General features: G+C 69.4%; 24 protein-coding genes. 11 read left to right on the forward strand and 13 right to left on the reverse strand.

Annotated elements, in window-relative coordinates; all coding sequences use genetic code 11:
- Nucleotides 1-113 precede the first annotated feature (113 nt).
- The 5 genes from ACFVYE_RS16800 to afsQ1 form a co-directional block, all read right to left on the reverse strand.
- The gene (locus ACFVYE_RS16800) at nucleotides 114-314 is read right to left on the reverse strand and encodes a PspC domain-containing protein (RefSeq protein ID WP_114246256.1); all 201 of its coding nucleotides are present in this window, start codon (nucleotides 312-314) and stop codon (nucleotides 114-116) included.
- 94 nt (nucleotides 315-408) lie between these two features.
- A complete protein-coding gene (locus ACFVYE_RS16805) occupies nucleotides 409-957 on the reverse strand; it encodes a VanZ family protein (RefSeq protein ID WP_383978620.1) in 549 nt (182 codons plus the stop codon).
- Between the two features lie 139 nt (nucleotides 958-1096).
- Nucleotides 1097-1714 (reverse strand): hypothetical protein, encoded by a 618-nt coding sequence (locus ACFVYE_RS16810; protein ID WP_383978623.1) that lies wholly within the window; start codon nucleotides 1712-1714, stop codon nucleotides 1097-1099.
- On the reverse strand, nucleotides 1711-3249 hold the full coding sequence (locus tag ACFVYE_RS16815) for an ATP-binding protein (protein WP_383978626.1): 1539 nt from the start codon (nucleotides 3247-3249) through the stop codon (nucleotides 1711-1713). The genes ACFVYE_RS16810 and ACFVYE_RS16815 overlap by 4 nt, the downstream gene beginning before the upstream one ends.
- Nucleotides 3246-3923 carry a two-component system response regulator AfsQ1 gene (gene afsQ1 / locus ACFVYE_RS16820; protein ID WP_383978637.1) on the reverse strand — a complete coding sequence of 226 codons (678 nt, stop codon included), beginning with the start codon at nucleotides 3921-3923 and terminating at the stop codon, nucleotides 3246-3248. The genes ACFVYE_RS16815 and afsQ1 overlap by 4 nt, the downstream gene beginning before the upstream one ends.
- Nucleotides 3924-4115: 192 nt before the next feature.
- On the opposite strand from afsQ1, the gene ACFVYE_RS16825 reads away from it, so the two are divergent.
- Nucleotides 4116-4865, forward strand: coding sequence for a SigE family RNA polymerase sigma factor (locus tag ACFVYE_RS16825; protein ID WP_383978629.1), 750 nt, complete (start codon nucleotides 4116-4118; stop codon nucleotides 4863-4865).
- 199 nt (nucleotides 4866-5064) lie between these two features.
- Here ACFVYE_RS16825 and ACFVYE_RS16830 read toward each other — a convergent pair whose 3' ends face one another.
- Entirely contained in the window at nucleotides 5065-5772 is a 708-nt protein-coding gene (locus tag ACFVYE_RS16830) for a uridine kinase (RefSeq protein ID WP_389606078.1), read from the reverse strand.
- Nucleotides 5773-5835: 63 nt separating this feature from the next.
- Between ACFVYE_RS16830 and ACFVYE_RS16835 the strand changes: the two genes are divergently transcribed.
- Nucleotides 5836-6261: a hypothetical protein gene (locus tag ACFVYE_RS16835; protein WP_389606080.1), complete on the forward strand. Its 426-nt coding sequence runs from the start codon at nucleotides 5836-5838 to the stop codon at nucleotides 6259-6261.
- Between the two features lie 85 nt (nucleotides 6262-6346).
- On the opposite strand, the gene ACFVYE_RS16840 is transcribed toward ACFVYE_RS16835, so the two are convergent.
- The 3 genes from ACFVYE_RS16840 to deoC are packed head-to-tail and all read right to left on the reverse strand — an operon-like array spanning nucleotide 6347 to nucleotide 9649.
- Nucleotides 6347-7252: an aldehyde dehydrogenase family protein gene (locus ACFVYE_RS16840; RefSeq protein WP_383978614.1), complete on the reverse strand. Its 906-nt coding sequence runs from the start codon at nucleotides 7250-7252 to the stop codon at nucleotides 6347-6349.
- Complete coding sequence (locus tag ACFVYE_RS16845) at nucleotides 7242-8681, reverse strand: aldehyde dehydrogenase family protein (RefSeq protein ID WP_383978611.1); 1440 nt, start codon at nucleotides 8679-8681, stop codon at nucleotides 7242-7244. Before ACFVYE_RS16845 ends, ACFVYE_RS16840 begins: the two co-directional genes overlap by 11 nt.
- 5 nt (nucleotides 8682-8686) lie before the next feature.
- Nucleotides 8687-9649, reverse strand: a complete 963-nt coding sequence (deoC, locus tag ACFVYE_RS16850; RefSeq protein WP_383978617.1) for a deoxyribose-phosphate aldolase — start codon at nucleotides 9647-9649, stop codon at nucleotides 8687-8689.
- Between the two features lie 124 nt (nucleotides 9650-9773).
- Here deoC and ACFVYE_RS16855 point away from each other — a divergent pair, with 124 nt between their 5' ends.
- Nucleotides 9774-10448: a PH domain-containing protein gene (locus tag ACFVYE_RS16855; RefSeq protein ID WP_383978608.1), complete on the forward strand. Its 675-nt coding sequence runs from the start codon at nucleotides 9774-9776 to the stop codon at nucleotides 10446-10448.
- A 218-nt stretch (nucleotides 10449-10666) separates the two neighbouring features.
- Here ACFVYE_RS16855 and ACFVYE_RS16860 read toward each other — a convergent pair whose 3' ends face one another.
- The 3 genes from ACFVYE_RS16860 to ACFVYE_RS16870 all read right to left on the reverse strand — a co-directional run bounded on the left by ACFVYE_RS16860 (nucleotide 10667) and on the right by ACFVYE_RS16870 (nucleotide 13237).
- Entirely contained in the window at nucleotides 10667-11761 is a 1095-nt protein-coding gene (locus ACFVYE_RS16860; RefSeq protein ID WP_383978605.1) for a DMT family transporter, read from the reverse strand.
- On the reverse strand, nucleotides 11761-12372 hold the full coding sequence (locus ACFVYE_RS16865; protein WP_383978602.1) for a TetR/AcrR family transcriptional regulator: 612 nt from the start codon (nucleotides 12370-12372) through the stop codon (nucleotides 11761-11763). The genes ACFVYE_RS16860 and ACFVYE_RS16865 overlap by 1 nt, the downstream gene beginning before the upstream one ends.
- A 322-nt stretch (nucleotides 12373-12694) precedes the next feature.
- Nucleotides 12695-13237, reverse strand: coding sequence for a hypothetical protein (locus tag ACFVYE_RS16870; RefSeq protein ID WP_383966705.1), 543 nt, complete (start codon nucleotides 13235-13237; stop codon nucleotides 12695-12697).
- Between the two features lie 363 nt (nucleotides 13238-13600).
- Here ACFVYE_RS16870 and ACFVYE_RS16875 point away from each other — a divergent pair, with 363 nt between their 5' ends.
- Complete coding sequence (locus tag ACFVYE_RS16875) at nucleotides 13601-14188, forward strand: hypothetical protein (RefSeq protein ID WP_383966701.1); 588 nt, start codon at nucleotides 13601-13603, stop codon at nucleotides 14186-14188.
- A gap of 406 nt (nucleotides 14189-14594) precedes the next feature.
- On the opposite strand, the gene ACFVYE_RS16880 is transcribed toward ACFVYE_RS16875, so the two are convergent.
- Entirely contained in the window at nucleotides 14595-15272 is a 678-nt protein-coding gene (locus tag ACFVYE_RS16880; protein WP_383966698.1) for a helix-turn-helix domain-containing protein, read from the reverse strand.
- A gap of 279 nt (nucleotides 15273-15551) precedes the next feature.
- On the opposite strand from ACFVYE_RS16880, the gene ACFVYE_RS16885 reads away from it, so the two are divergent.
- The 7 genes from ACFVYE_RS16885 (at nucleotide 15552) to ACFVYE_RS16915 (ending at nucleotide 25910) form a co-directional block, all read left to right on the forward strand.
- Complete coding sequence (locus ACFVYE_RS16885; RefSeq protein WP_383966695.1) at nucleotides 15552-16997, forward strand: NCS2 family permease; 1446 nt, start codon at nucleotides 15552-15554, stop codon at nucleotides 16995-16997.
- Nucleotides 16998-17513: 516 nt separating this feature from the next.
- Nucleotides 17514-17894, forward strand: coding sequence for a hypothetical protein (locus ACFVYE_RS16890; RefSeq protein WP_383966692.1), 381 nt, complete (start codon nucleotides 17514-17516; stop codon nucleotides 17892-17894).
- 61 nt (nucleotides 17895-17955) lie between these two features.
- The gene (pstC, locus tag ACFVYE_RS16895) at nucleotides 17956-18963 is read left to right on the forward strand and encodes a phosphate ABC transporter permease subunit PstC (RefSeq protein WP_383966689.1); all 1008 of its coding nucleotides are present in this window, start codon (nucleotides 17956-17958) and stop codon (nucleotides 18961-18963) included.
- Nucleotides 18964-19109: 146 nt separating this feature from the next.
- Nucleotides 19110-20471: a phosphate ABC transporter permease PstA gene (gene pstA / locus ACFVYE_RS16900; RefSeq protein ID WP_389606085.1), complete on the forward strand. Its 1362-nt coding sequence runs from the start codon at nucleotides 19110-19112 to the stop codon at nucleotides 20469-20471.
- Complete coding sequence (pstS, locus tag ACFVYE_RS16905; protein WP_389606087.1) at nucleotides 20468-22162, forward strand: phosphate ABC transporter substrate-binding protein PstS; 1695 nt, start codon at nucleotides 20468-20470, stop codon at nucleotides 22160-22162. Before pstA ends, pstS begins: the two co-directional genes overlap by 4 nt.
- A gap of 74 nt (nucleotides 22163-22236) precedes the next feature.
- Nucleotides 22237-24675, forward strand: coding sequence for a hypothetical protein (locus ACFVYE_RS16910; protein WP_389606089.1), 2439 nt, complete (start codon nucleotides 22237-22239; stop codon nucleotides 24673-24675).
- 254 nt (nucleotides 24676-24929) lie between these two features.
- Nucleotides 24930-25910, forward strand: a complete 981-nt coding sequence (locus ACFVYE_RS16915; RefSeq protein ID WP_389606091.1) for a hypothetical protein — start codon at nucleotides 24930-24932, stop codon at nucleotides 25908-25910.
- Nucleotides 25911-25978: the final 68 nt, after the last annotated feature.

Here is a 25978-nt window from a genome sequence, read left to right on the forward strand (position 1 = left end):
TGGGGTTTTTCTACAACGGTTCTCCCGTTGGGGGTGTTATCTCTTTACACTGTTGGGGGGGGGGCACACCGTGTGGGTTTGTCCGCCCCACAGACGTTGTTGTGCGTACGGGGTCACCAGGCGGCGGACGGCGTCTTCTCGGACGGGAACAGCACCCACAGCGCCAGGTAGAGCAGGAACTGCGGCCCCGGCAGCAGGCAGGAGACCAGGAAGATGATGCGCATGGTCCCCGCGGAGGTGCCGAAGCGCCTTGCCAGCGCTGCGCACACTCCGCCGATCATGCGTCCGTCACGGGGGCGGGCAAGTGCGGCCATGGTGGGCTCCTTCGTGAACCGTTGCTGAGGGAGCAGTTCCTTCGTGCTCCCGATGCATCCATGGTCGCCCGGCGAACAGGGGCAAAGCGTCGCTCTACGGTGCGATACCGACCCTGGGAATCGTCGGGGTCGACCCCTGAGCCGCCTCGTCCCTGGGGTGGGGCAGCACCCTGACCCGCTGCTGGTTCCTGCGGCGCAGCCGCGCCCGGCACATGGGCACGACCAGCAGATGGGCGAGCGCCACACCGGTGGTGTTCAGCAGCAGCGAGTCGACGTCGACGACCTGCCCCGGCACCCCGGTCTGCGCCAGTTCGATGGCCAGCGAGATCAGCGCCCCCGCCGCGACGGTACGGGCCAGCGAGGCCCATGGGGAGACGAGCAGCCGGCCCCCGGCCACCGGCAGCAGCACGCCCAGTGGGGCGAGCAGCAGCAGCCCCTCACCGATCCGGCGGGCGGCCTCGACCGGGCCCAGCGACAGGTCCGCTCTGATACCGGCGAACGGTTGAAGATTCGAGGCGGTCGTCCACGGCACATCGAGCGGGCGCAGCGTCAGCCACCCGACAAGCAGCAGATGCGCGAGGAGGAGAGATACCCCGGCCGCGCGGAAGCGGATGACAGTTTGACTGCCCGAACCTTGACGCACGCCCCCCAAGACGCGCCGGGCGGCAGGATCGGTTCCGTCCGGCCCGACGAACCCGGATCCCAGCCGCGACGACGCAGAACCCAGCCCGTCCGGAGCTTGAGGACGGAAGAACCGGCCGCCGGACGCCCCCGGCCCCCGCTCAGAGCCCCGTCCCCGCCCCCAGCGTCGGTGCCGCCTTCGGCCTGGCCTTCGTCTCGGAGGTGCACAGGTACCCACGCGGGGCATAGTTCCCCGGCCCGCCCAGCACCACCGTGCCGTCCGGGGCGAGCGACTCGCTCTCCGCGTACGTACACACGATCTGCGCCAGAGCCTCGGACGGCAGGTCCTCCGGCTGCTCGCTGAGCCGCAGCGTGCCCTGCCGGTCGCCGCGGCGGGCCGCGCTGATCTGCAGGGTCGCCGGGACGGCCGTGGAGAACCCGGCCTGCCGCTCGTCGGCGGGCGGCTTCTGCTCCAGCTCGTCCAGGAGCGCCTGCGCGATCCGGAGCCGGTCCGACTTCGTATCGCCGACCTGCACCGTGCGGTCCACCGTGACCAGCTGCGAGGAGCAGACCAGATAGATCTGTACGGGGATGCCCTGGAGAGCCTGGGTGGCGACGTCCTCCGCGGACATCGAGCACGGCACCTGGGACGGTGCGGCCCCGGCGTCCACCGGCACGGAGGTGGTCCTGATCCCGCAGCCCGCGGCCAGCACGGCCGTGATCGCGGCACCGGCCAGCGCCACTGCCGAACGGTGTGCCCGGCGGTTGCTGCCCATCACGTCGCGTCGCCTTCCTCGTCCTGAACCCCCGCGTCATGATCCCCGGCGGAACGGGTGAGCGGCTCGGCATCCCGCGGCAGCCGCAGTACGAACACCGCGCCGTCGCCGTCCGGCGAGTTCGAGGCCGTGATGTCACCGCCGTGGATGTGCGCGTTCTCCATGGCGATCGACAGGCCGAGACCACTGCCATCGGAGCGCGGCCGGGAGGCGCTGGCCTTGTAGAACCGGTCGAAGACATGCGGCAGGACGTCCTCGGGGATACCGGGGCCGTGGTCGCGGACCTCGATGACGAGTTCGTCGCCCTCGGTCCGTACCGAAACCCGTACCGGCGAACCGCCGTGCTTGAGCGCGTTGCCGATCAGATTCGCCAGGATCACATCGAGCCGGCGCGGGTCGAGGCGGACCATCATGCCGCGCTCGGCGTCCAGATCCACCGCGTCCAGCCAGGCGCGGGCGTCGATGCAGGCGGTGACCTGGTCGGCGACATCGACCGTGTCGAGGACGAGCCGGGCCGTACCCGCGTCGAAGCGGGTGACCTCCATCAGGTTCTCGACCAGGTCGTTGAGGCGCCGGGTCTCGCTCACCACCAGATGCACGGCGGGCGCGATCATCGGGTCGAGACTGTCGGCCTCGTCCTCCAGCACCTCGGCGACCGCGGTGATCGCGGTGAGCGGGGTGCGCAGTTCGTGCGACATGTCGGCGACGAACCGTCGGCTGGACTCCTCCCGCGCGCTCATGTCCGCGACCTTCTTCTCCAGTGAACTCGCGGTCCTGTTGAACGTGCGGGAGAGATCGGCGAGTTCATCGGTGCCGGACACCACGAGCCGGGTGTCGAGCTTGCCCTCGCCGAGCTTGCGCGCGGCGTCACCGAGCCGTTGCACGGGCCGCAGCACGGTCGTCGCGGCGGCCTGCGCGAGCAGCGCCGAGCCGACCAGGGCAAGCCCGGTGGCGATCCCCAGCGACCAGGCGAGGGAGTTCAGATCCTGCCGCTCCTGGTCGAGCGACTTCAGCATGTAGCCGGTCGGGCCACCGCCGATGATCTTCGTACCGCCCACCAGATACGGCGTACCGCGGATACTGACCCGCTGCCAGAACAGGTGGTACTCGTACTTGTTGCCGGCCTCCACCGGCTGCTTCTTGTTGACCGCCTTCTGCAGCGACAGCGGCACGTTGTCGAGCGTGAAGGTGTCCAGGTCGGAGTTGCCGACGATCGGCTTGCCGGTGTCGCGCTCGTCGACCAGCAGCACGCTGTAGCCGGGCGAGCTGCTCGCCATCTGCACGGCGGCGTTCTGCAGATCGTCCTTGGTGGGACGCAGCGGCAGCGAGGCCGCTCGGTTCTGCATCTCCTGGCGGAAGTCCCCGAGTGCGGAGTCCTGGGTACGCGTCAGTACGGCCTCGCGGTTCAGCCAGTACGCGATCCCCGAGGCGGACACTGCGGCGGTCAGCGCCACCAGCGCGAACACGACGACGAGACGCAGTCGCAGACTGGTCCAGCGAAGCCCGGCGAGCAGGCTCCGTTTGGCGGCGTCGCTCACTGAGGCGAATCCAGCCGGTAGCCCACACCCCGAACGGTACGGATCAGGGTCGGCGAGGACGGTACGTCCTCCACCTTGGCGCGCAGTCGCTGCACACAGGCGTCCACGAGCCGGGAGTCACCGAGGTAGTCGTGCTCCCAGACCAGCCGCAGCAGCTGCTGCCGCGACAGGGCCTGGCCCGGCCGGCGGCTCAGTTCCAGCAGGAGTCGCAGCTCGGTCGGCGTGAGCTGCAGATCCTCGCCGTTCTTGGTCACGGTCATCGCGGAGCGGTCGATCACCACGTTCCCGAAGGACGCGGAGTCGGTGGACTCGCGCTCACCGCGGCGCAGCACCGCCCGGATCCGGGCGTCGAGCACCCGGCCCTGGACGGGTTTCACCACATAGTCGTCGGCACCGGACTCAAGCCCGACCACGACGTCGATGTCGTCGTTGCGCGCGGTCAGCAGAATGATCGGCAGCTGGTCGGTGCGCCGGATACGCCGGCACACCTCGAAACCGTCGATACCGGGCAGCATCACATCCAGCACGACCAGATCCGGCCGCTGCTCACGCAGCAGTTTCAGGCCGTCCTCTCCCGTCGCCGCGGTGGCCACACGGTGGCCCTGGCGTGACAGCGAGAGTTCGAGGGCCGTGCGGATGGCGTCGTCGTCCTCGATCAGCAACAGGAAAGGCACGCTGGTCATTCTGACCCATGGTGGAGCCCCAGTTCGACAGTTGGCGCCGACTCATACATCCGGCGCACCGCCGACGCACAGACGGCAGGCCCTGTGACAGGGCTGTGACAGTCGGCGGACAGCGCGATGAAACTGCCCCGGCAAGCTCATTGGCACAAGGAACGGACGGACTCCACCGATGGGGGGCGCAAGATGAACGCAACTCACAGCACCACCGCAAGCGCAGTTGTCACGCGTCTCCACGATGTCGGCCGGAGCACCGAGAAGTCCGGTGCCGCGAACGGGCGGGGGTGCGTTCGTGGCACCGGGCGTCAGCACACGCCGTACATGACGGTGGTTGACGCGCCTGTGGGGGCCAACGGGGGAGCCGCGTACGGGGAGGCCATGGGGGAGCGGAAGTCCCCGGCGCAGGCCGAGGACGCCGAGACGGCGTTCACGGCCTACGTCCGGGAGCGCCGCGCCTCCCTGTACGCAACCGCCTACCACCTGACCGGAGACCGGTTCGAGGCCGAGGATCTGCTGCAGAGCGCCCTCTTCTCGACGTACCGGGCGTGGGACCGGATCAGCGACAAGGCGGCGGTCGGTGGCTATCTGCGCCGCACCATGACCAACCTGCACATCAGCGCCTGGCGCAGGCGCAAGCTCAACGAGTACCCGACCGAGGAGCTGCCGGAGACGGCGGGCGACACGGACGCGATGCGCGGCACGGAACTGCGCGCCGTGCTCTGGCAGGCGCTGGCGCGGCTGCCCGAACTCCAGCGCACGATGCTGGTCCTGCGTTACTACGAGGGCCGCACCGACCCGGAGATCGCGGCCATCCTCGACATCAGTGTCGGCACGGTGAAGTCCAGCATCTGGCGGTCGCTCCGCCGGCTGCGCGAGGACGAGGTCCTCAGCTTCGGCCGTGACGAGGAGGAGTCCTTCGGCGAGCTGGTGGCCTGAGAGGACGGGGGGATACGGGGGATACGGGGGAAAGCGGGGCCGCTGCTTCGGGGGAGGCGGCGGTGCACGGGGGAGTGCTGCGGGGTCGGACGGGCCGGGGGGTCCGGTCCGGCCCCGTCGGCGTGTGTGCAGGATCAGGACCCGCCGGCGATCGAGGAGCGGGGGTCCGGGGGCGGTGCCCCCGGTTACGGGAAGACCGCTACGCCGTGCCCCGTGCCGCGGACGCCCGTCGGCAGCGTCCCGCCGCCGCGGCGGCCAGCCGTCCCAGTGCCTCCTCCTTGCCGCACGGATACGCACCCAGTGCCGTCTGCCGCGCCACGATGCGCCGTTCCGCCCGCATCAGCCGCCACCCCCGCCGCAGCAGGAACGGCACCGACTTCCGTCCCTCCCGCAGATCCCGCAACAGCCGACGGCGGAACGTCGTCGTCGGACGGCCGCGCAGGCACAGCGCGTCGGCGAGCACGCCCAGTTCCTGGCACCGTTCGACTATGTCCGCCGCGAAGATCCCCTCGGCCACGAACAGCGGTGTGCGCTCGATGTGGAGGGCTTCCCGGTCGACGCGGGAGCTCGTGGCGATGTCGTACACCGGGACGTTCGTACGCCCTGTGCGGCACAGTTCCATGATCGCGGCGACCGCCGCATCGGCGTCCCAGGACTGCGCGGAGTCCCAGTCGATGTCCATACTGCCGGGAACGAGCGGCAGCGTGGGGTCGTCGCCCTCCTTGTAGAAGTCGTCCAGGCGCAGCACCGGCAGGTCGGTGCGGGCGGCGAGGGAGGACTTGCCGGAGCCGGAAGGGCCGGCGAGCAGCACGACGCGGGTCGGGATCGGTTGGGAATTCACAGGACACGAGTGTGAGGCATTGACCCGCGCAGGGGATCCCCCGGTGCCTGTGTTGGTATCGAGCATCACACCTCAACTACTCTACGCACTCAGATGGTTACTCGATCTTCACGATCAGGTGGGAACTCCATGGCACGTCATGCACTTTCCAAGTCCCGGCGCCGCGCCCTGCTGCGGGCAGGTCTGACCGTCACCGCGGTGGGTGCCGCGCTCGGTGCGGGGGGTGCGGCGGCCCAGGCGGCGCCGCTGCCTCTCGTGCCGGCCGCGGGAGCCGACAGCAGCTTCGGCGGAGTCGGTGAGGCCGGTGAGGCGACCGGGAGCGCGGCGACCGGGACGCTCGGGCACTCGCTCGAGAACGGCATCGCACCGGTGACGCATCTGCGCCTCGACCCGCTGGCCGGTACGGGCGTGGACCCGCTGGACAACTCGGTGGGGACGCAGGTCGCCGACTTCAAGCCACTCTCCACGGCCGCCGTCACCGGCCCGGTGGCCGGCGGGGGCGCGCTGAAGGACCTGCCGGTGGTGGGGCAGGTGACTGAGGTGCTGCACGGCTGAGGTGGACGCGGGCAGGGGTGCGGACACCGGCACGGACACGGCCCGCCCCTCCGGGATCCCGGAGGGGCGGGCCGTCGTCACGCGGTCAGTAGGACGACCCCGAGGCGCCCAGTGCGCCCGTCGGGTGCCAGACCGTCTTCGTCTCCAGGAAGGCCGTCAGGCGGTGGGTGCCCGGATCGGCCGACCAGTCGAAGGCGCCGTCTTCATCCACAGGCTGTGGATTGAGGACTCGCTTGAGGTTGTCCGCCGCCGCGATCTCCAGCTCCTTCGCCAGAGCGGCGTCCGCGCCCGTGAGGTCGATGGCGTTCACGTCCTGGTGGGACGCGAGCGGTGCCGCGATCTCCGCCGTCTTCCCGGACAGGATGTTGACCACGCCGCCCGGCAGGTCGGAGGTGGCCAGCACCTCGCCCAAGGACAGAGCCGGCAGCGGGGAGTGGGCCGAGGCGATGACGACCGCCGTGTTGCCGGTCGCGATCACCGGGGCGATCACCGAGACCAGGCCCAGGAACGAGGACTTCTGGGGCGCCAGCACCGTGACCACACCGGTCGGCTCGGGCGTGGACAGATTGAAGAACGGGCCCGCGACCGGGTTCGCCCCGCCCACGATCTGGCCGATCTTGTCGGTCCAGCCCGCGTACCAGACCCAGCGGTCGATCGCCGCGTCCACGACGGCCGCCGCCTTGGACTTCGACAGACCCTCCGCGTCCGCCACTTCCCCTACGAACTGGTCCTTGCGGCCCTCCAGCATCTCCGCGATGCGGTAGAGGATCTGGCCGCGGTTGTACGCCGTCGCGCCCGACCAGCCGCCGAACGCCTTGCGGGCGGCCACGACCGCGTCACGCGCGTCCTTGCGGGAGGACTGGGGGGCGTTCGCCAGCCACTTGCCCTTGGAGTCCGTCACCTCGTACACCCGGCCGCTCTCGGAGCGGGGGAATTTGCCCCCGACGTACAGCTTGTAGGTCTTGAAGACGCTCAGACGGTTATCGGACATCGAGGTACGCCTCCAGGCCGTGACGGCCGCCTTCGCGGCCGAAGCCCGACTCCTTGTAGCCGCCGAAGGGCGAGGTCGGGTCGAACTTGTTGAACGTGTTGGCCCAGACGACGCCCGCCCGGAGCTTGTTCGCCACCGCGAGGATGCGGGAGCCCTTCTCCGTCCAGATGCCGGCCGAGAGGCCGTACTGGCTGTTGTTGGCCTTGGCGACCGCCTCGTCGGGCGTGCGGAACGACAGCACCGACAGCACCGGGCCGAAGATCTCGTCGCGGGCGACGGTGTGTGCCTGGGTGACGTTCGTGAACAGCGTCGGGGCGAACCAGTAGCCGGAAGAGGGAAGTTCACAGGGGGCGGACCAGCGTTCGGCGCCCTCCGCCTCGCCCGTCTCGACGAGCGCGGTGATCCGGGCGAGCTGCTCCGCGGAGTTGATCGCGCCGATGTCGGTGTTCTTGTCCAGCGGGTCGCCGAGCCGGAGAGTGGACAGCCGTCGCTTCAGGGCGTCCAGCAGCTCGTCCTGGATCGACTCCTGCACGAGCAGGCGCGAGCCCGCGCAGCAGACCTGGCCCTGATTGAAGAAGATGCCGGTGACGATGCCCTCGACGGCCTGGTCGATCGGGGCGTCGTCGAAGACGATGTTGGCGCCCTTGCCGCCCAGTTCCAGGGTGACTTTCTTGTCCGTACCGGCGACCTGGCGGGCGATGGCCTTGCCGACCGCGGTCGAGCCGGTGAAGGCGACCTTGTTGACGTCCTCGTGCTCGACGAGGGCGGCGCCCGCGTCTCCGTACCCGGTGAGGATGTTCACGACACCCTTCGGCAGGCCCGCCTGGCGGCAGATGTCCGCGAAGAAGAGCGCGGAGAGCGGGGTCGTCTCGGCGGGCTTGAGGACCACCGTGTTGCCGGTGGCGAGCGCCGGGGCGATCTTCCAGGCCAGCATGAGGAGCGGGAAATTCCAGGGGATGATCTGGCCCGCGACGCCGAGGGGGCGGGGATTCGCGCCGTAGCCGGCGTGGTCGAGCTTGTCGGCCCAGCCCGCGTAGTAGAAGAAGTGCGCCGCGACCAGGGGGAGGTCGGCGTCGCGCGTCTCCTTGATCGGCTTGCCGTTGTCGAGGGTTTCGAGAACGGCGAGCTCGCGGCTGCGCTCCTGGATGATCCGGGCGATCCGGAAGAGATACTTGGCGCGCTCGGAACCGGGCAGCGCCGACCACTTCTCGAAAGCCCTGCGGGCCGCCTTCACGGCCCGGTCGACGTCCGCGGCGCCGGCCTGTGCGACCTCGGAGAGCACCTCTTCGCTGCTCGGCGAGACCGTCTTGAAAACCTTGCCGTCGGCCGCGTCGGTGAACTCGCCGTCGATGAACAGGCCGTACGAGGGCGCGATATCGACGACCGAGCGCGACTCGGGGGCGGGGGCGTACTCGAATGCAGATGCCATGGGGATCAGTCCACCGTCACGTAATCGGGGCCGGAGTAACGGCCGGTGCTGAGCTTCTGGCGCTGCATCAGCAGATCGTTCAGCAGGCTGGAGGCGCCGAAGCGGAACCAGTGGTTGTCCAGCCAGTCCTCGCCCGCGGTCTCGTTCACCAGCACCAGGAACTTGATCGCGTCCTTGGAGGTGCGGATGCCGCCGGCCGGCTTCACACCGATCTGCACGCCGGTCTGCGCACGGAAGTCGCGCACGGCCTCCAGCATCAGCAGGGTGTTCGCGGGCGTGGCGTTGGTGGCGACCTTGCCGGTCGACGTCTTGATGAAGTCGGCGCCCGCCAGCATGCCGAGCCAGGAGGCGCGGCGGATGTTGTCGTACGTGGACAGCTCGCCGGTCTCGAAGATCACCTTCAGCCGGGCGTCGGGGCCGTCGGCCCGCGCGCACTCGGCCTTCACGGCGAGGATCTCCTCGTACACCTTGAGGTAACGGCCGGAGAGGAAGGCGCCCCGGTCGATCACCATGTCGATCTCGTCGGCCCCGGCGGCAACGGCGTCGCGGACATCCGCGAGCTTGACGTCGAGCGCGGCGCGGCCGGCGGGGAAGGCCGTCGCCACCGACGCCACCTTCACGCCGGAACCGGCCAGCGCGGCGACGGCCGTCGCCGCCATGTCGGGGTAGACGCAGACCGCCGCGGTGCGCGGGGTCGTGCGGTCGGTCGGGTCGGGATTGACGGCCTTGGCGGCGAGAGCCCGGACCTTGCCCGGGGTGTCCGCGCCTTCCAGCGTCGTCAGGTCGATCATCGAGATGGCCAGGTCGATGGCGTACGCCTTGGCCGTCGTCTTGATCGAACGGGTTCCGAGGGACGCGGCGCGCGCTTCGAGGCCGACGGCGTCGACGCCGGGCAGCCCGTGCAGGAAGCGGCGCAGCGCACTGTCGGACGCGGTCGCGTCGGAGAATGCGGGAGCAGTGGTGGGCATGGTCACCAGAGGAGCATATCTACGCGCGTAGCGACCTGTACAGGGGGCCTGCTCATCCGTGCGTCGCACAGTACCGGGGCAGCCGCCCCGGCGCCCCTTGCGCACGTCAGGCAGAATCGGGCCCATGACGAGCCCCACACCGCCCGCCGAGCCCACCTACGCCGACCGGACCTTCCGGTCGCCCGCCGGGATCGCCGGGGGTGTCCTGCTGCTGCTCCTCATCTGCTGGATCGGCGGGGACGCCGCGTTCCGGGGCGACGGCCGGTTGCCGTGGCTGGCGCTGGCCGGGCTGCTGACCGCGGTGCCGCTGGTCGTCGCGTTCACGCTGCGGCCCGTCGTCCTCGCCAACGAGCAGCGCATCAAGATCCGTAACCCGTTCCGGACGATCACCATGCCGTGGACGGCGGTCGCGGATCTGCGGGCCGGGTATTCGAGCGAGCTGTTCACCGAGGACGGCACCAAGTACCAGCTGTGGGCGGTGCCCGTGTCGCTGCGCCAGCGGAAGAAAGCGGCCAGGCAGCAGTCCCGGCGGTCGCTGGACGACCCGTACGACCGCACTTCCGTGCATGCGGACGTCCGTGACACCAAGTCCCGGATGGCGACGGCCGACCAGACCATGGCGGATCTGCGGGAGCTGGTGGAGCGGGCCAAGACGGGGGCGGGTTCGGGGAAGTCGTCTAAGTCCGCGGCGACTTCGGATTCTTCGGCGTCCTCGGTCTCGGTGCGCTGGGCGTTCGAGGTGATCGCACCGGCGGTCGTGGGCGCCGTGTTGCTGGTGGTGCTGCTCGCGACGGGCTGAGACGTGAATCCGGCCTCGATCGCGCACAGACCGTCGTCCCCCGTCGATCACAGCCGTGGATCCCAGTAGGACGTGGCCCCGACCGCACGCCCCGATGCCTTGTCCACCTGCACATACGGCGCGAGCTTTCCGGCGGCGGCGCGGGCGGGCTGTGCATCGATGTACCGACCGACCGGGAGGGAAGCCGTCGAGCGCGTCGGGTTCGCGGGCGACGGCACCTACCCGGTGGGCCTGCCGGTCCGGTTCTGAGGCGGCACGGCGGGCGGTGGGGGTTTTGGGATCAGTTCCGTGAGGTGGTCTCGGGCGCGCGCGACACGGTCCGAAGGCGCCGGGACCGCCGATTCCGCCGATTCCGCCGTCGGCTTCCCCGCGGTGGCACGGCGAGGCGCTCGCAGACGCCGGGAGGGGACGGTCAGCACACCGAGGCAGGCGATGACGAGCACGATCCCGGCCCAGCCGAGGGCGGGCAGCTGTTCGCCCACGACCAGGACCGCGAACACAGCCGCTACGGCGGGCTCCAGCAGGGACAGGGTCGTCGCGGTGCTGACGGGGATGCGGGACAGGCCGAACCCGAACAGGACGTACCCGGTGAACATCGGCACCAGCGCCATGTAGAGGCCGACGCCCGCATTCGTCCAGGAGGCGACCAGCGGTGCGCCGGTGGCCGACAGCACCGGCACGAGCATCAGCGCGCCGAGTCCGAACACCGCTCCCATGGCCGCGCGCGAGGTGACGCCGCGTGTGATGAGGCGGTGCGCGGCCCACGCGTACACCGCGTACGTCACGCCCGCGACCAGCCCGAGCCCCACCCCGGCGACGGTCTGCCCGGCAGACCCCGTACCGGTTCCGGAACCGCCCTGCGCGGCCTCGGCCGCACACAGCAGCACGGTGCCGGCCAGCCCCAGGGCGGCACCGGCCATCCACCGCCGGGACAGGCGCTGCCGGTCGACGATCCGCTCGATCAGGGCCGACGCCAGCGGGGCCGAGCCGATGGACACGACCGTTCCCACCGCGACACCGGCCAGATGCATGGAGGTGTAGAACGCCGGCGGATACAGAGCCACGCCCGAGCCCCCGACGAGCACGATCCGCCACTGCGCCCTGAGCGCCGCGCGGGCCTGCGTGATGCGAGACCCGGCCACCAGAGCCTGCAGCAGACCCCCCAGGCCCATCGCCGCGGCGCCGATCGCCAGCGGCCCCACCTGTGGTGCGAAGGTTGCCGCAGTGCCTGTGGTGCCCCACAGCACCGAGGCCAGCAGCACGGCGAGTGCGCCCGCCCCCGGTCCGGCCGCGGTGCGACCGGCGCGCCCCATCACAGGCCGTCCACCAGGTGCGCCGCCATGTCGCATGCGCGTCGCATGCGTACGCCGTCTCCTTCGAGGCCCGCGCGCACGATGGCCCCTTCGAGCAGGAACGCCAGGTGTTCCGCTGCGGCGCGGGCCTTCTCGTCCTGGCCGGGCAGCAGTTCCTGGAGGTGGGTGGCGAGCAGGCTCTCGACCTCCTCCTTGTGGTGGCGCACCACCGTCCGGCCCTCGTGTCCGTTGGGCAGCTCGGCGGCCGCGTTGAGCAGCCCGCATCCGCGGAAGCCGTGCTCGTAGGCGAGAGCGGCATGGTCGGCGTAGGCATCGAAGACGGCCAGTACGGCCTCCCGCGGGCCCTGCGCGCCGGCCAGACGCCGCCGGTAGAGGCCGAGCCACTCCTCGTGCCGGGCCTGGAGGTAGGCGGAGACGAGGTCGGCCTTGGAGGCGAAGTTGTTGTAGAGGCTCATCTTCGCCACACCGGCCTCGGCGGTGATCGTGTCGATCCCGGTCGCCGCCACACCGTCCGCGTAGAACCGTCGCGCCGCGGCCTCAAGAATCCGCCCCCGCGCAGGTCCTTGCCGCCGCTTTCCCGGCTGCTTCCCGGTGGCCCTCGCATCGGTCATGGCTGCCCCTCTCCAAGATTAGGTAGACCAGTCTACCTAATAATGTGGAATGGGAGCTTCTTCGCCGAGACCCCCGACGGCTGCCCACCGATCCGCCTGCGGTCGTGTTCCATCGGCCGGCCGATGCGCCTCCTGATATGCGGATCCGGGCTCCTCCCGCGAGTGGTGGAGCTCTGCCAGTGGCTCGGCCCGCATCGTCGGCCGGTGATCAACCTGCTGTCCGGTGGTCGGCAGACTGTCTCCAGGACCTGAAAAGTGCACGGTCCCCGCCCCGGACTGTCCGGGGCGGGGACCGTGCACTTCTCTGGAAGGAACGACTCCGTCAGGAGCCGACCCGCTCGTAGCGGAGGGAGGTGTAGCCATGGGCGTCGGAGAAGACCTGGCTGACGGTTGCCGTCCCGACGGCGTCGATCCGCCGGGCCTGCAGCCGGATCGTCGTCTGCTTCTTCACTCTGATCAGCTCGCCGATCGGTGCGGTCTGGTTGCCACTTGCCTCGGCATCACCGCCGTTGGTGTCGATGATCTGGTTGACGAGTCGCTCGCTCGTCGGCACGACGGTGCCGGACGTGACGTTCCACAGCCGTGCGGTGATGTACGTGTTGATGGGGGGAATGCCTGCGAGACGCCCGCGGACGTCTGCCTCGAGTTCGTAGGTGCCGGACCTGGGGAGGGTGACCTCCAGGGGAGTGCTGGTCCAGGTGCCGGCCGGCAGGTCGACCTGGGTATGCAGATGCTCGACTCCTGTGGCCGTTGATGATGAGGGCGAAGCCGTGCCGGCCTCGCTCTGCGCAGCTACCGCGGCAGTGGCGCCTACAAGCAGTGTGGCCGCTGCGATGGCAGTGAAGCCGGTACGCCTGATCGGCATGGTTCCTCCTGGACATAGGTCGATGCGATGTGCCTCCACCAAGTTAGAAATCCGCATATGGGGGATGTAGCCGCTGAAAGAGTGATGGCAGCTCCCGAGGTAGCCACTCACGAGCGGGCGTACGCTCCCTGTTCCAGGCTGCGTGACGAGCCACTGGCTCGTTCTCCGGAAGGAGCCTGTCTTCCGACAAGGCGTTTTGGATCGTGACTGTCACGATCCGGTGCAGCAGGTGGCCCCTCCCCGCGAGCGGATGCCTTGCATCTGGCAGGATCGTGCGCTTGAACGATGGCCCGGCTGCGGGGGACTTGCCGCCCGGCCGGGCAACGGGAATGTATTAACGGGGAGATCGAAGAAGATATGCGCATGTGGAATCGTGCTGCGCCGGCGGCGGTGGGCGCCCTGGCGCTGGCCGTGGCGCTGACTGGCTGCAACGACTCGAATTCGGGGAAGGGCGGGAGCAGTTCCGGCTCCTCCTCGTCGGGCGACAGGACGACCTACCGTCTTGGTGAGGCCAGCCCGCCGCAGGAAAGCACCATGCAGAAATCGAAGGACAGCAAGTTCACGGTCACGCCCACGAAGGTGCAGACCGGAACGAAGGCCGACATGGACAACTCCGGCCTGGAGAAGGACAAGGACGAGGCCCCCAAGGTCCCCGTGTACGTGTGGTCCACCCTCACCCACAAGAGCGGCAAGCCGATGGAACTCGGCGACATGGACGACGACTTGGTCGTCAAGACGGACAAGGGTGAGCGCACCAAGGCCCTCATCGTCATCATGGGCGACGCCAAGTGGCCGAACTGCCCGGCGCCCGACACCGGCAAGAAGTTGAGCCCGGGGCAGTCGGAGAAGATTTGCACCGCCTTCCTGATCCCCGAGGGTCAGAAGGCCGCCGCGGTCGAACTGAGCCAGGGCTTCTACAACGACCCGCTGGAGTGGCCGGTCAAGAGCTGACGCGTGGCGGGGGCCCGGCCGAGCCCGATGGCAGGGGCTTCGCTGCTCGACGGAGTGCGCGCACCGGGACGGCGGGTGCGTGCACTTCACCGCCATCTTTGCCGGGCCCGGTTCCGGGGTCGGTGAGGCGCCGGAACGGTGTGTCCGGCCCACCCCCTGCGCAACCCGGTCGTCGTCCCCGGCCCGCAGGCGCGTTGCGATGTCGCGGGTGTCGTATGCGTACGGTGTCGCCGTCGCGCCGCGGCATCGAGAATCCGTCCCCGCGCAGGCCCTGCTCGCAGCCGCTTCTCCGGCTGCTGCCCGGTGGCGCTCGCCCGGGCCATGTCTGCCTCCCGGGCCCCGTGATCAGGCGGACCGGTCCGCCTGATCACGTTCCCGATGCACCCGCCGTGCGGATGCGGTCCGGCTAGTGCTCCGGGAGCCGGGCCCAGAACTGGTTGACGATGTCGTCGAGGTAGCGTCGCCCGTTTTCGCCGGAGGCGGTGGTGCCGCCGGCTCGGCTGAGGGTGGCGGCCATGAGGGCCTGGTACTCGTGGTGCATGTCGCGCAGGGGGTCCTGCAGGTCGCGGCGTTCCGTGGAGACGAGGCGGGCGATGGCGCGGATGTGGGCCTGCCAGCGGGTGGAGACGGCTTCGGTGAGGAGGCGGGCGAGTTCGTCCTCCAGGCCGGTGATGGCGATGAAGTCGCGTGGAGGAAGGTTGAGGAGGGCGCCGAGTTCGGCGGACTGTCGTTTGTCGCCCGTCCATCGGCCGGTTTCTTCCATCTGGTGGTAGGCGTCGAGGGTGAGGCCGGTGGCACGGGCGACGTCCTCGACTGCCAGTCCGCGGGCGAGACGGTGTTCACGCAAGGTGCGGGGAGCGCCCATGAGTTCGCGGGGGTTGCACCACAGGGCACCGGCCAGCGCGGTGAGTTCGTTGGCGGTGGGCAGTGCGGTGCCGCGTTCCCACGCGGTGATGTGGTCGGGGGTGATGTGGGTTGTGCCGTAGGAGGCGCGCATGCCGTAAGCGACGTGGCCGGGGGCCATCCCGAGTTTCTCGCGCAGGATGCGGGCGGCGCGCGCGTTGAAGGGGAGCGGTGGATGCACGGACCGAGAGTAGGGAGTCACCCGGGGTGAACTCCATGGCTGCTGTCGCCCGCATCCCGGTTTGACTGGATAGGTCGCCAGTGATTTTGGAGGAACCGACAGGGGCGGTGCCGAAAGGTCAACCAATCGAGTCCGCAAAGCGATTGAGATCACTTTCCTGCCGCGTATGATCCGCTCGCAAGGCGCCGTATGTGTGTTCGTACAACCGACTGACTGACACACGCTTCCGGCGCCACTGCCATGTTTTCCCTCGCACTTGCAGGTCCAGGAGACTCAGTCATGCACACCAGCACGACAGGCCCGGCCGAAGCGCCGACAATCAGGCCCGGTGGCCCGCTCAACCGGTTCTTCCGTATTGGCGAACGCGGCTCGACGTACGGCCGTGAGATACGCGGCGGGTTCGCCACCTTCTTCACCATGGCGTACATCCTCGTACTCAACCCGATCATCCTCAGCAGTACCGAGGACAAGTTCGGCCACCAGCTGGACGCCGGTCAACTGGCAACCGCCACGGCCCTGGTGGCCGCCGTGATGACCGTGATCATGGGTGTGGGCGGCAACCTGCCGCTGGCTCTGGCCGCGGGCCTGGGTCTCAACGCCGTCACCGCCTTCCAGATCGCCCCTCTGATGAGCTGGGACGACGCGATGGGCCTCATCGTGCTCGAAGGCCTGCTGATCTGCGTACTGGTGATGACCGGCCTGCGTGAGGCCATCATGCACGCCATTCCGCAACCTCTCAAACAAGCCATCAGTGTCGGCATCGGCCTGTTCATCGCCTTCATCGGCTTCGTGGACGCCGGGTTCGTCACCCGCATCCCGGACGCCGCGAACACCACCGTGCCCGTTCAGATCGGCACAGGCACCCTCACCGGCTGGCCCATGCTCGTCTTCTGTCTCGGCGTTCTGATGACGATCGTCCTCCTGGCCCGCAAGGTGCAGGGAGCCATCCTCATCAGCATCGTCGTGATGACCGTCGTCGCCGTCGTCATCAACGGGATCGCCGACATCAAGTCCTGGGGACTGACCGAGCCCTCGCTGCCCGACAAGCCCGTCGCCGCACCCGACTTCGGACTCCTGGGCAAGTTCGATCTGTTCGGCTCATTCGGTCAGGTCAGCGTGCTGACCGTCGTCCTGCTCGTCTTCACTCTCATCCTGTCCGACTTCTTCGACACGATGGGCACCGTCGTCGGCGTCACGGCCGAAGCCGGACTCCTCGACGAGCGCGGCCAGGTCCCCGGTCTGGGCCGCGTGCTGCTCATCGACGGCGCAGCCGCCGTCGTCGGCGGCGCCGCCTCCGCCTCGTCCGCCACCACCTACATCGAGTCCGCCGCCGGTGTCGGCGAAGGCGCACGCACCGGCTTCGCCAATCTCATCACCGGCGGCCTGTTCGCCCTCGCCCTCTTCTTCACCCCCGTTCTGACCATCGTGCCCCTCCAGGCTGCGGCCCCCGCCCTCATCGCGGTCGGGTTCCTGATGATGACCCAGGTCAAGCACATCGACTGGGACCGGTACGAACTCGCCATCCCCGCCTTCCTGACCATCGCCGTCATGCCGTTCACCTACTCCATCACCAACGGCATCGGCGCCGGCTTCCTCGCCTACGTGGTCATCAAGGCGTGCCTGGGCAAGGCCCGCGAAGTCCACTGGCTGCTCTGGGGCACCGCGGCGCTCTTCCTCGTCTACTTCGCCATCGACCCGTTGGAGCAGCTGCTCAACATCAAGTAGCCGACGTGGTGGACCCGGAACGGAGCGGGGGACGGCCCAGGACGATCAGTGACGGAGTGTGTGAGCACATCGCGTCCGTCCGATCGCCCGGACGTCCTCCGCCGGCCGGGAGACCACTGCCTGGATCCACCGGTGCGACGCCCGCACCGCCGAAGGCCGACTCATCAGCTGTCGGCCCGTGGGCAGTTCGAGCACCACGGGCACCGGCACCGGGATGTCCCCGTGCACCGCCCGCACCCGAGTGCGACCGTGCTCGCGGTGAACCTCCGTCCGCGACAGCCGTGCGCTTCGGGGAATCACCGCGGCGACCGCCGTCCGCACTGCCGGCGACCCGGCGCCCGCGTCGCAACAGCCACCGCGCCGGGAAACACCCCCATGTATGCCGGGCGCCCTACGGGCAACTTCCGTGTGAAAGCCGACCGTGCCGCCGGTTTACGGTCCCACTGGTCACGTCCGTCTCCATACATTGCGCGTGCTGCCCCGACTTCCGATGCGGGCGGCGGGGGGTGGGGCGAGATGACGGACGCCGGCGGTTCCGGCAGAGCGGACACCAGTGGTGCGCGCTGCCGGATCGACATCGACACGGACGGCGGATACGGCTGGCGGATGATCGCGCAGAACGGTCGCGTGGTCGCGGTCTCCGCGCTCTCGTACGGAGAGTACGGCGAGTGCCGTGCCGCGTTCGAGGAACTGTGCGTCGGGCAGCAGGGTCTGGTGGGCGCGGTGCAGCACACACCGGAGGGCAACGGCTGGATGTGGTTACTCCGGGACCGGGACGGCCGGGCCACCGTTGTCTCTGCGCGGGCGTACGAACGGCATTCGACCTGCCGGGCGGCGTACGAACGGTTCCGCGCGCTGCTCGGCGAGATGGGGGGTGTCACCGGAAGTTGCCTTTAGGGCACACCTCATTCACATCTCGGAGCGTGCATGTCCATGACGCACCGCCAGCGTCGACCGCGTGACGAGAGATACGAGTGGGGCCGAGGCGCAGGACCTGTCCCGGAAGCTGTACGCGGATCCGGGGCTGCCCGACCGCGTCTTCCGGGGCGTGGCCCGCAGCGGCGGCGGGCTGGTGCTCGCGGTCATGCTTCTGGTCGGCGGATTTCTGCTGTACCGGGCGTGGCTGGCCCTCGACAAGGCCGGCTGGTCGTTCCTGACCACCGCCGAATGGGCGCCGGACGCCGGGCGGTTCGGCATCGCGGCCGTTCTCGTCGGCACCGTCCTGATCGCCACCGTCGCCGTCTGCGTGGCCGTACCGCTGGCCACCGGCGCGGCCCTGTACATCTCCGAGTACGCCTCGCCGCGGCTGCGCCGGACGCTGATCAGCGTCGTCGATCTGATGGCCGCGGTGCCGTCCGTGGTCTACGGCCTGTGGGGGGCGTTCTTCCTCCAGGACAAGGTGCTGCCGACCGCACGCTGGATCGCCACGTACTTCGGCTGGATCCCCGTCTTCGGTGTCGAGGGCGCGGATCCGGACGACCCGCTCGCGCCCGCCAGCGTCTACACGTCCTCGACGTTCATCGCCGGACTGGTGGTCGGCATGATGATCGCGCCGATCATCTGCTCGATCATGCGCGAGGTCTTCTCGCAGGCCCCGGTCGGGGAGCGTGAGGGCGCGTACGCGCTCGGCGCCACCCGCTGGGGCATGATCCGCAGCGTCGTGCTGCCCTTCGGCCGCGGCGGCATGATCGGCGGAACGATGCTGGGCCTCGGCCGCGCGCTCGGCGAGACGATCGCCGTGTTCATGATCATCTCGCTGACCTTCGACATCCAGTGGCACGTCCTGCAGTCCGGCACCAGCTCGGTCTCCTCGCTGATCGCCCTGCGCTACGGGGAGGCCAGCCGGTTCGGCATGTCCGCCCTGATGGCAGCGGGCTTCGCACTGTTCCTGATGACTCTGATCGTCAACTTCGCCGCCTCGTCCATCGTGGCCCGTTCCCGCTCCGGCGCATCGAGCGACGCCTGATGGCCGGCCCCGGTCCATGAGGGCCGGGTCACTGCTGCCCGCACTTCCCGACTCCGGCCCGACGTACCGACCACGGCACCACCCCCGAAGCCTCGGTCTTCACCGCCATCGCACGGCCGCCCGCACCGACAGAGGAAAGAGCGACCATGACCGTTGCCCCCGAAGCGCCCGGCGCGCGTCAGGCGCCCGAGCGTCCGCGCACGGTGCTGCCCGGCCCGCCGCGCAGCGCCGAACCCGGCGGAGAGCACCGCCGTGCCCTCACCTCGCTGCGGAGCACCGACGTGTACGCCGCGGTCGGCGCCGCCGCGTCCGCACTCGCGCTGACCTGGCTGCTGTTCGCCTGGCTGCTGCCCTTCGACGGCACAGTCGGCTTCGTCGTGATGGCCTACGGCCTCTTCCTCCTGGTGTACGCCCTGCTCGTCTCCTTCGACGAGGACGGGCCCGCCATCGTCGACCGGATCGCGGCGGCCGTCGTGCGCTCGATGGGCGTCCTCCTCGTCGTGATCCTCGTCTTCGTCGTGATGTACGCCTTCGTCGAGGGCCGCAAGGCCCTGGTACACCTCAACTTCTTCAGCCAGGACATGCAGCTCGCGGGCCCCCTCGAACCGCTCGACGTGGGCGGCGCCCTGCACGCGGCGGCCGGCACCATGATCATGATCGTCATCGCGCTCGTGGTCACCGTGCCGGTCGGCCTGGTCTGCGCGGTGTTCCTCAGCGAGGTGCCGGGCCCCTTCGCCCGGTTCGTACGCACCATCGTCGAGGCCATGACCGCGCTGCCGTCGATCGTCGCCGGCCTGTTCATCTACGCGACGGTGATCCTCGGCCTGGGCATGGAGCCCTCAGGCTTCGCCGCCGCACTCGCCCTCTCGGTGATGATGCTGCCGATCATCATCCGCGCCGCCGACGTCGTCATCCGCCTGGTGCCCGGCACCCTGCGCGAGGCCGCCTACGCCATGGGCACGTCGCGCTGGCGCACGGTCTGGCACGTGGTGCTGCCCACCTGCCGCTCCGGTCTGACCACCGCGGTGATCCTCGGCACCGCGCGCGGCATCGGCGAGACCTCCCCGGTCCTGCTGACGGCGGGATACACCACGGAGCTGAACCTCGACCCGCTGCGCGGCCCGATGGTCTCCCTGCCGCTCGCGACCTTCCAGTTCGTCAAGTCGCCCGAGCCCACCATGATCTCCCGCGGCTTCGGTACGGCCGCCCTGCTGATGACGCTGGTCCTGCTGCTCTTCGTGGCCGCCCGCATCCTCGGCGGCCGTGGTCCAGGACACCTGACGCGCCGCCAGGAACACCGGCGTGTGAGTGCGTCCCGGCGCGACGCGCGACGGTTCGCCGCGCGCCCGGCGACGGTGGCCGCCCCGACCGCTGCGTCCACTGCGGCCGAGCCTTCGACCCAGGCCGGCCCGGCTGCTCCGTCCGCACCGCCCGGACCACCCGCTCCGGACGTGCAGCCGTCCACTCCACCCGCCACCTTCCGTACACACCCCGGGAGTTCGTCGTGAAACCCGCCACCCGCTTCCGTCTGGCGGCCATCGTGCTGTCGCTGCTGTGCGCGGTGCTCGCCGCCCGGACGACATCCGCATCGGCGGCCTCCTACGCGAAGATCACCGGCTCCGGGTCGACCTGGAGTTCCAACGCCGTCAACCAGTGGATCCGCAACGTCAAGGCCAACTACGGCATGACGGTCAACTTCACGGACAACGGCTCCTCGCAGGGCCGCGAGCAGTTCAAGAACAACGTCGTCGACTTCGCGGTCTCCGAGATCCCCTACGGCCTCAAGGAACAGGGCGTCACGGACCAGCCGCCCAGGCGCGGCTACGCCTACATGCCGATCGTGGCCGGCGGTACGTCGTTCATGTACAACCTCAAGATCGGCGGGAAGCGGGTGACCAACCTGCGCCTGTCCGGCGACGTCCTCGCGAAGATCTTCACCGGGAAGATCACGCGGTGGAACGACGCCGCGATCCGGACGGACAACCCGGGTCTGAACATGCCCGCCCGTCAGATCATCCCGGTCGTGCGCTCCGACGGCTCCGGCACCAGCGCCCAGTTCACCACCTGGATGGCCAAGGAGGAGACGGGCATCTGGAACGACTACTGCAAGCGCACGGGCCGCGGCTCCAACTGCGGAATGACCTCCAACTACCCGCTGCTCAGCGGCTCCGCGATGGTCTCCAAGTACGGCTCCCTCGGTGTGTCCGGCCATGTGCGCCAGCCCTCGGGCGAGGGCGCCATCACCTACGTCGAGTACTCGTACGCCATCAAGACAGGCTTCCCAGTGGCCAAGGTTCTCAACAGGAACGGCTATTACGTCGAGCCGACCGCGTCCAGCGTGGCGGTGGCCCTGACCAAGGCCGAGATCAACCAGAACAAGAGGTCGGTCAACTACCTGACGCAGATCCTCGACGGCGTCTACCGCAACACCGACTCCCGCACCTACCCGCTCTCCAGCTACAGCTACATGATCCTGCCGACCGAGGAAGAAGCCAACTTCACCAAGGCCAAGGGCAACTCCCTCGGCACATTCGGCCGTTACTTCCTGTGCGACGGCCAGCAGCAGGCGGATGAGCTCGGCTACTCGCCGCTGCCCAAGAACCTCGTCGAGGCGGGCTTCGACCAGCTCCGCAAGGTTCCCGGCGCACCCACCTCCTCGATCAACATCAACAGCTGCCGCAACCCCACCTTCTCCTCGGACGGCACCAACACACTGGCCAAGAACGCGCCGTATCCCAAGTCGTGCGACAAGAAGGGGTCCAAGCAGTGCTCCGACGGCACGGCAGGCGCCCAGGGCCACAACACCCCGGTGAAGCCGTCCGCGCAGGGCGCCAGCGGGGGCTCCGGCGGCTCGGGCTCCTCGGGCGGCGGCTCCGCAGGGAGCGGTTCCGGCGGCACCACGGGCGGCACGGACAAGAACGGTGACGGGCAGCCCGACAGCACGGGCGGCTCGACGACCGACGGTACGTCCGGGGGCGCCATCGACCCCGACACCGGCCTGCCGATCAGCGACGACGGCACCGGCACCGGCGACACCTCGGTGGCCGCCAACCCGGTCAGCCTCGCCTCGGGCAATGCCTTCGGGCTGCGCGGCGCCCTCATGGCGCTGTCGGCCGTACTCCTCGTCGCGGTGGTCATCGGTCCACCGCTCACCGCGCGGGCCCTCGCGGCACGCTCACGCCGTAAGGGAGAGCTCTGATGAGACGGCCGACGCCACGAATACGGAAACCGGTGATACCGGGGCCGGCAGCGTCTCCCGGCCGCAGGCGGGTCATGGCGGGCGTGGGTTGTCTGCTCTCCGCCGTCGTCCTCGCCCTGCTGCCGCTGCCCCGGGGCGCGGACCAGGCGCAGGCCGCGGCGGCCGGGGACTCGTCGGTCACCAAGAGCGGATCCAAGGGGACGTACGACGACTTCTCCGATCTCAAGGTCACCGTGCACCGGACGAAGGGGCTGCGCGGGCAGGCGACGCGGGTGACGTGGAGCGGGGGCACGCCGCGCGGCACGTCCGAGGGGCGCAACTTCCTGGCACTCATGCAGTGCTGGGGAGACGATGCGTCGGGGCCGGACCGTACGCAGTGCGAGTTCGGGCTGAGTTCGGGAGTGGATGCGGGCAACAGCCGTCGTGTGTTGCTGCCGGATGCCCCGGGCCAGGGCAGCGACCCGCTGGAGACCGAGACCGCGACCCCGGTCGATCAGAACCGCACTCACTACGTGCCGTTCCGGCCGGTCCCGGGGCAGGGCGACCCCACCACGAGCTCGACGGACGCGACGTACTTCACCGGTGGGGACACGAACGCCATCCCGTTCCTGCCCAACGACGGCAACGGCGGCGGCGATGTGGCGTTCGAGGTGAAGTCGTCCCTGGAGCAGCCCGCGCTGGGCTGCGGCGCCCGCCGGACGCCGACAGGAGAGGTACAGCCGTGCTGGCTGGTGGTCGTGCCCCGCGGTGCCCACGATCCCGACGGGAGCAATGGAAACAGCGGAAACCTCGTAGCGTCCTCGCTGAGCCAGTCGAACTGGGACCAGCGGATCGCCTTCCGCCTCGACTTCGAGCCGGTAGGGGACAACTGCGACCCGGACAAGCCGGAGCGCCGGATCATCGGCTCCGAACTGGGCACCGACGCGATCACTTCGTGGCAGAGCGAGCTGTGCACGTCCGGCACTCACCGGTTCACCTACACCCAGGCGGGTGAGGAGGAGGCACGGCAGGCGGTCACCGCACCCAGCGACTCCTCGCCGGGGCTTGCCATCACTGTGGATCCCGTCCATGCGCCCGAGGGAGCGGCACCAGTGGTGCACGCGCCCGTGTCGGTGAGCGGCCTGACGATCGGCTTCGTCTGGATGTACGAGAAGTCGTCGGGGGCCGTCAAGCTGCCGGTCAAGGAACTCAGGCTCAACCAGAGACTGCTGGCCAAAGTGCTCACCCAGTCCTATGCCGGCAGCCTGGTTCTGAACCGGGAGCAGATTCCCGACTACCTTGCCGGGAACCCGCGCTCCATCGGCCAGGATCCTGAATTCCAGAGACTCAATCCGGGGCTGGAGGCTCTGAAGCAGAATTCGATGTCACCCATCGGCCTTGTTGTCTCCTCGGAAAATTCCGACACGGCCCGCATGGTGTGGGATTATGTTCTGGCGAACAGTGATGCGGGGAAATTCATTCAAGGGGAAATCGATCCGTGGGGAATGAAGGTCAACGCGGCCTACAAGGGCAGCGTGATCTCTGAATCCCTGGACTATTTCCCCAAGGCCGACCTCACGCCCACGCCGCTGGACTGCGGCAACGGGACCTCGCTGTCGCGCAACGGGTTGGACATGGTCCCCTACGCGAACGACATGCACCAAGCGGCGGTGAAGGTCCGCCGGGGCGACATGGGCACGGCCTTCCAGTGCATCGTCGAGAGCAACGTTCCGAAGCTGACGGGCGCCGGCCGGCCGGCGGTCACCGACCAGCGCCAGTTCGGCATCGTGGACACCCCGTCGGCCGTGCGTTACCAGCTGATCACCGCCGCTCTCCCGAACGCCGACGGTGAGTACGTCAAGCCGACCGACGACTCCCTGCTCAAGGCGGTCGCCCAGATGCCCGACTCGGACGTGGCCGGGGTGAAGGCGCCCGACCCGGCCAAGGCGAAGGACGGTGCCTATCCGCTGACCGCCGTGGTGTATGCGGCAGCCTCGGTCGACCAGGCCAAGGATGCCCGGCAGGACTACGCGCGGGCGATCCGGTACGCGGCCGGCCCGGGACAGAGCCAGGGCACCGCGAACGGGCAACTGCCTTACGGATACGCCCCGTTGCCCGCGGCCTTGCGTCAACAGGCGGAGAACGCGGCCGACCGGCTGGAACGGGGGGCGTCGGCGGATCCGTCGGGTACGGACTCGACCGCTCCGGACGATGCGCCGAACGGCAGCGGCGGCCCGGGGAGCGGCGACGCCGACGGCGCTGCGACAGCCGGAGACACGGGTGGAGACACGTCCGGGGCCGCGGGCGGCGCAACCGACCCGGACGCATCGGACGGCCCGTCCGTCTCCCCGACGGACCCGGCGAAGCAGAACGTGGCCCAGTCCGGCGGGCTCACACCCTCGGAAGTGCTCGGGCTCATCCGCTGGGTTCTGCTCGGGGTCCTGATCGCGGGCGGTGCGGCGGCGCTCGCCGGGCCCGTCATGTTGCGGCTGTCCGTGCGCAGGGCCACGCCTCCGGGTGGCGGTACCGGCTGATCCGACCTTTCTTCGTGCGGCCCTTTTCCCCGGGACGTCCCGCGCCCCGGGGAAAAGTCGTCGCCGTTACGGAATTCCGTAGGTGTCGCCTTGGAAATCAGCTCTTAACTTGATGGGTGGATGGCGTTGGTGGTTGCTGTCGGCCGGTATGCGGAATTGTTTGTCGCGGCCGGCCGACGGGTCGGTGGAAACAAAATCCGGATTCTGCTTGAACGTGCATTCCTCGAAATCCGTCTCCACGGAGGAGAAACGAAGTGAACGTCAAGTCCCGTGTTCGTCTCGGTGCCGTCGTCGGCGCCGCCGTTCTCAGCGTCGGTGCCATGGCCGGCTCGGCTGTCGCAGACCCGGCGGCCGGTGACTACCGCGTCCTCGCCGGCGTCGGTTCGGACACCACGCAGGACGTCATGAACGGCATCGGCAACGCGGTCGACGGCGGCGCCACGATCGCCTCGTACAACGCGACCGGCTCGGCCACGATCAAGACCCGCACGACCGGTTGTGCCAACATCAACCGCCCCGACGGATCCTCGGCCGGTATCGACGCGCTGCGCAACGACGTCGACACGCTCGCGGGCTGCCTGGACTTCGCCCGCTCCTCGCGTGGCCCGGCGGACACCACCACCCAGGACCTCACCTGGATCCCGTTCGCCAAGGACGCGGTGTCCATCGCGGTCCGTGAGGACAGCGCGCTCAACAACCCGGACCTGACCACGGCCCAGCTGCACGACATCTACACCTGCGACCTGACCACGCTGAACGGCGTCACCCTGACCCCGCTCATCCCGCAGGCCAACTCCGGCACGCGGACCTTCTTCCTCGGCAAGATCGGCGTGACCGAGGCCCAGCTCGGCACCTGCGTCGCCACCATGCAGGAGCACAACGGCGTGGAGCTCAACTCCGCCGGCGACATCGCGCCGTACTCGATCGCCCAGTACATCGCCCAGGTCACCAACGTGTCGACCGACCGGCACGGTGTCAGCGTCCTCGGCAAGATCGACGGCAGTGAGCCCTTCACGACCGACGGCAAGCTCAACACGTCCTTCGTCTACAGCCGTGACGTCTACAACGTCGTCCCGACCTCGAAGGTGGGCGACGCCACCATCGCCGCCACCTTCGTCGGCGCCGACTCGAAGGTCTGCACCGCGACGGACACGCTCGGCCAGAACGTGATCGAGAAGTTCGGCTTCGGCCGGATCTCCACCTGCGGCGCCACGGCCCTGAAGGGCGAGCGCTGATCAGCACCACCCGCTAGCCGCACAACGGCCGGGCACCCATCGGGTGCCCGGCCCCGCGGCGTATCCCA

The sequence above is a fragment of the Streptomyces sp. NPDC058239 genome (assembly GCF_042882185.1).
GTDB lineage: Bacteria > Actinomycetota > Actinomycetes > Streptomycetales > Streptomycetaceae > Streptomyces.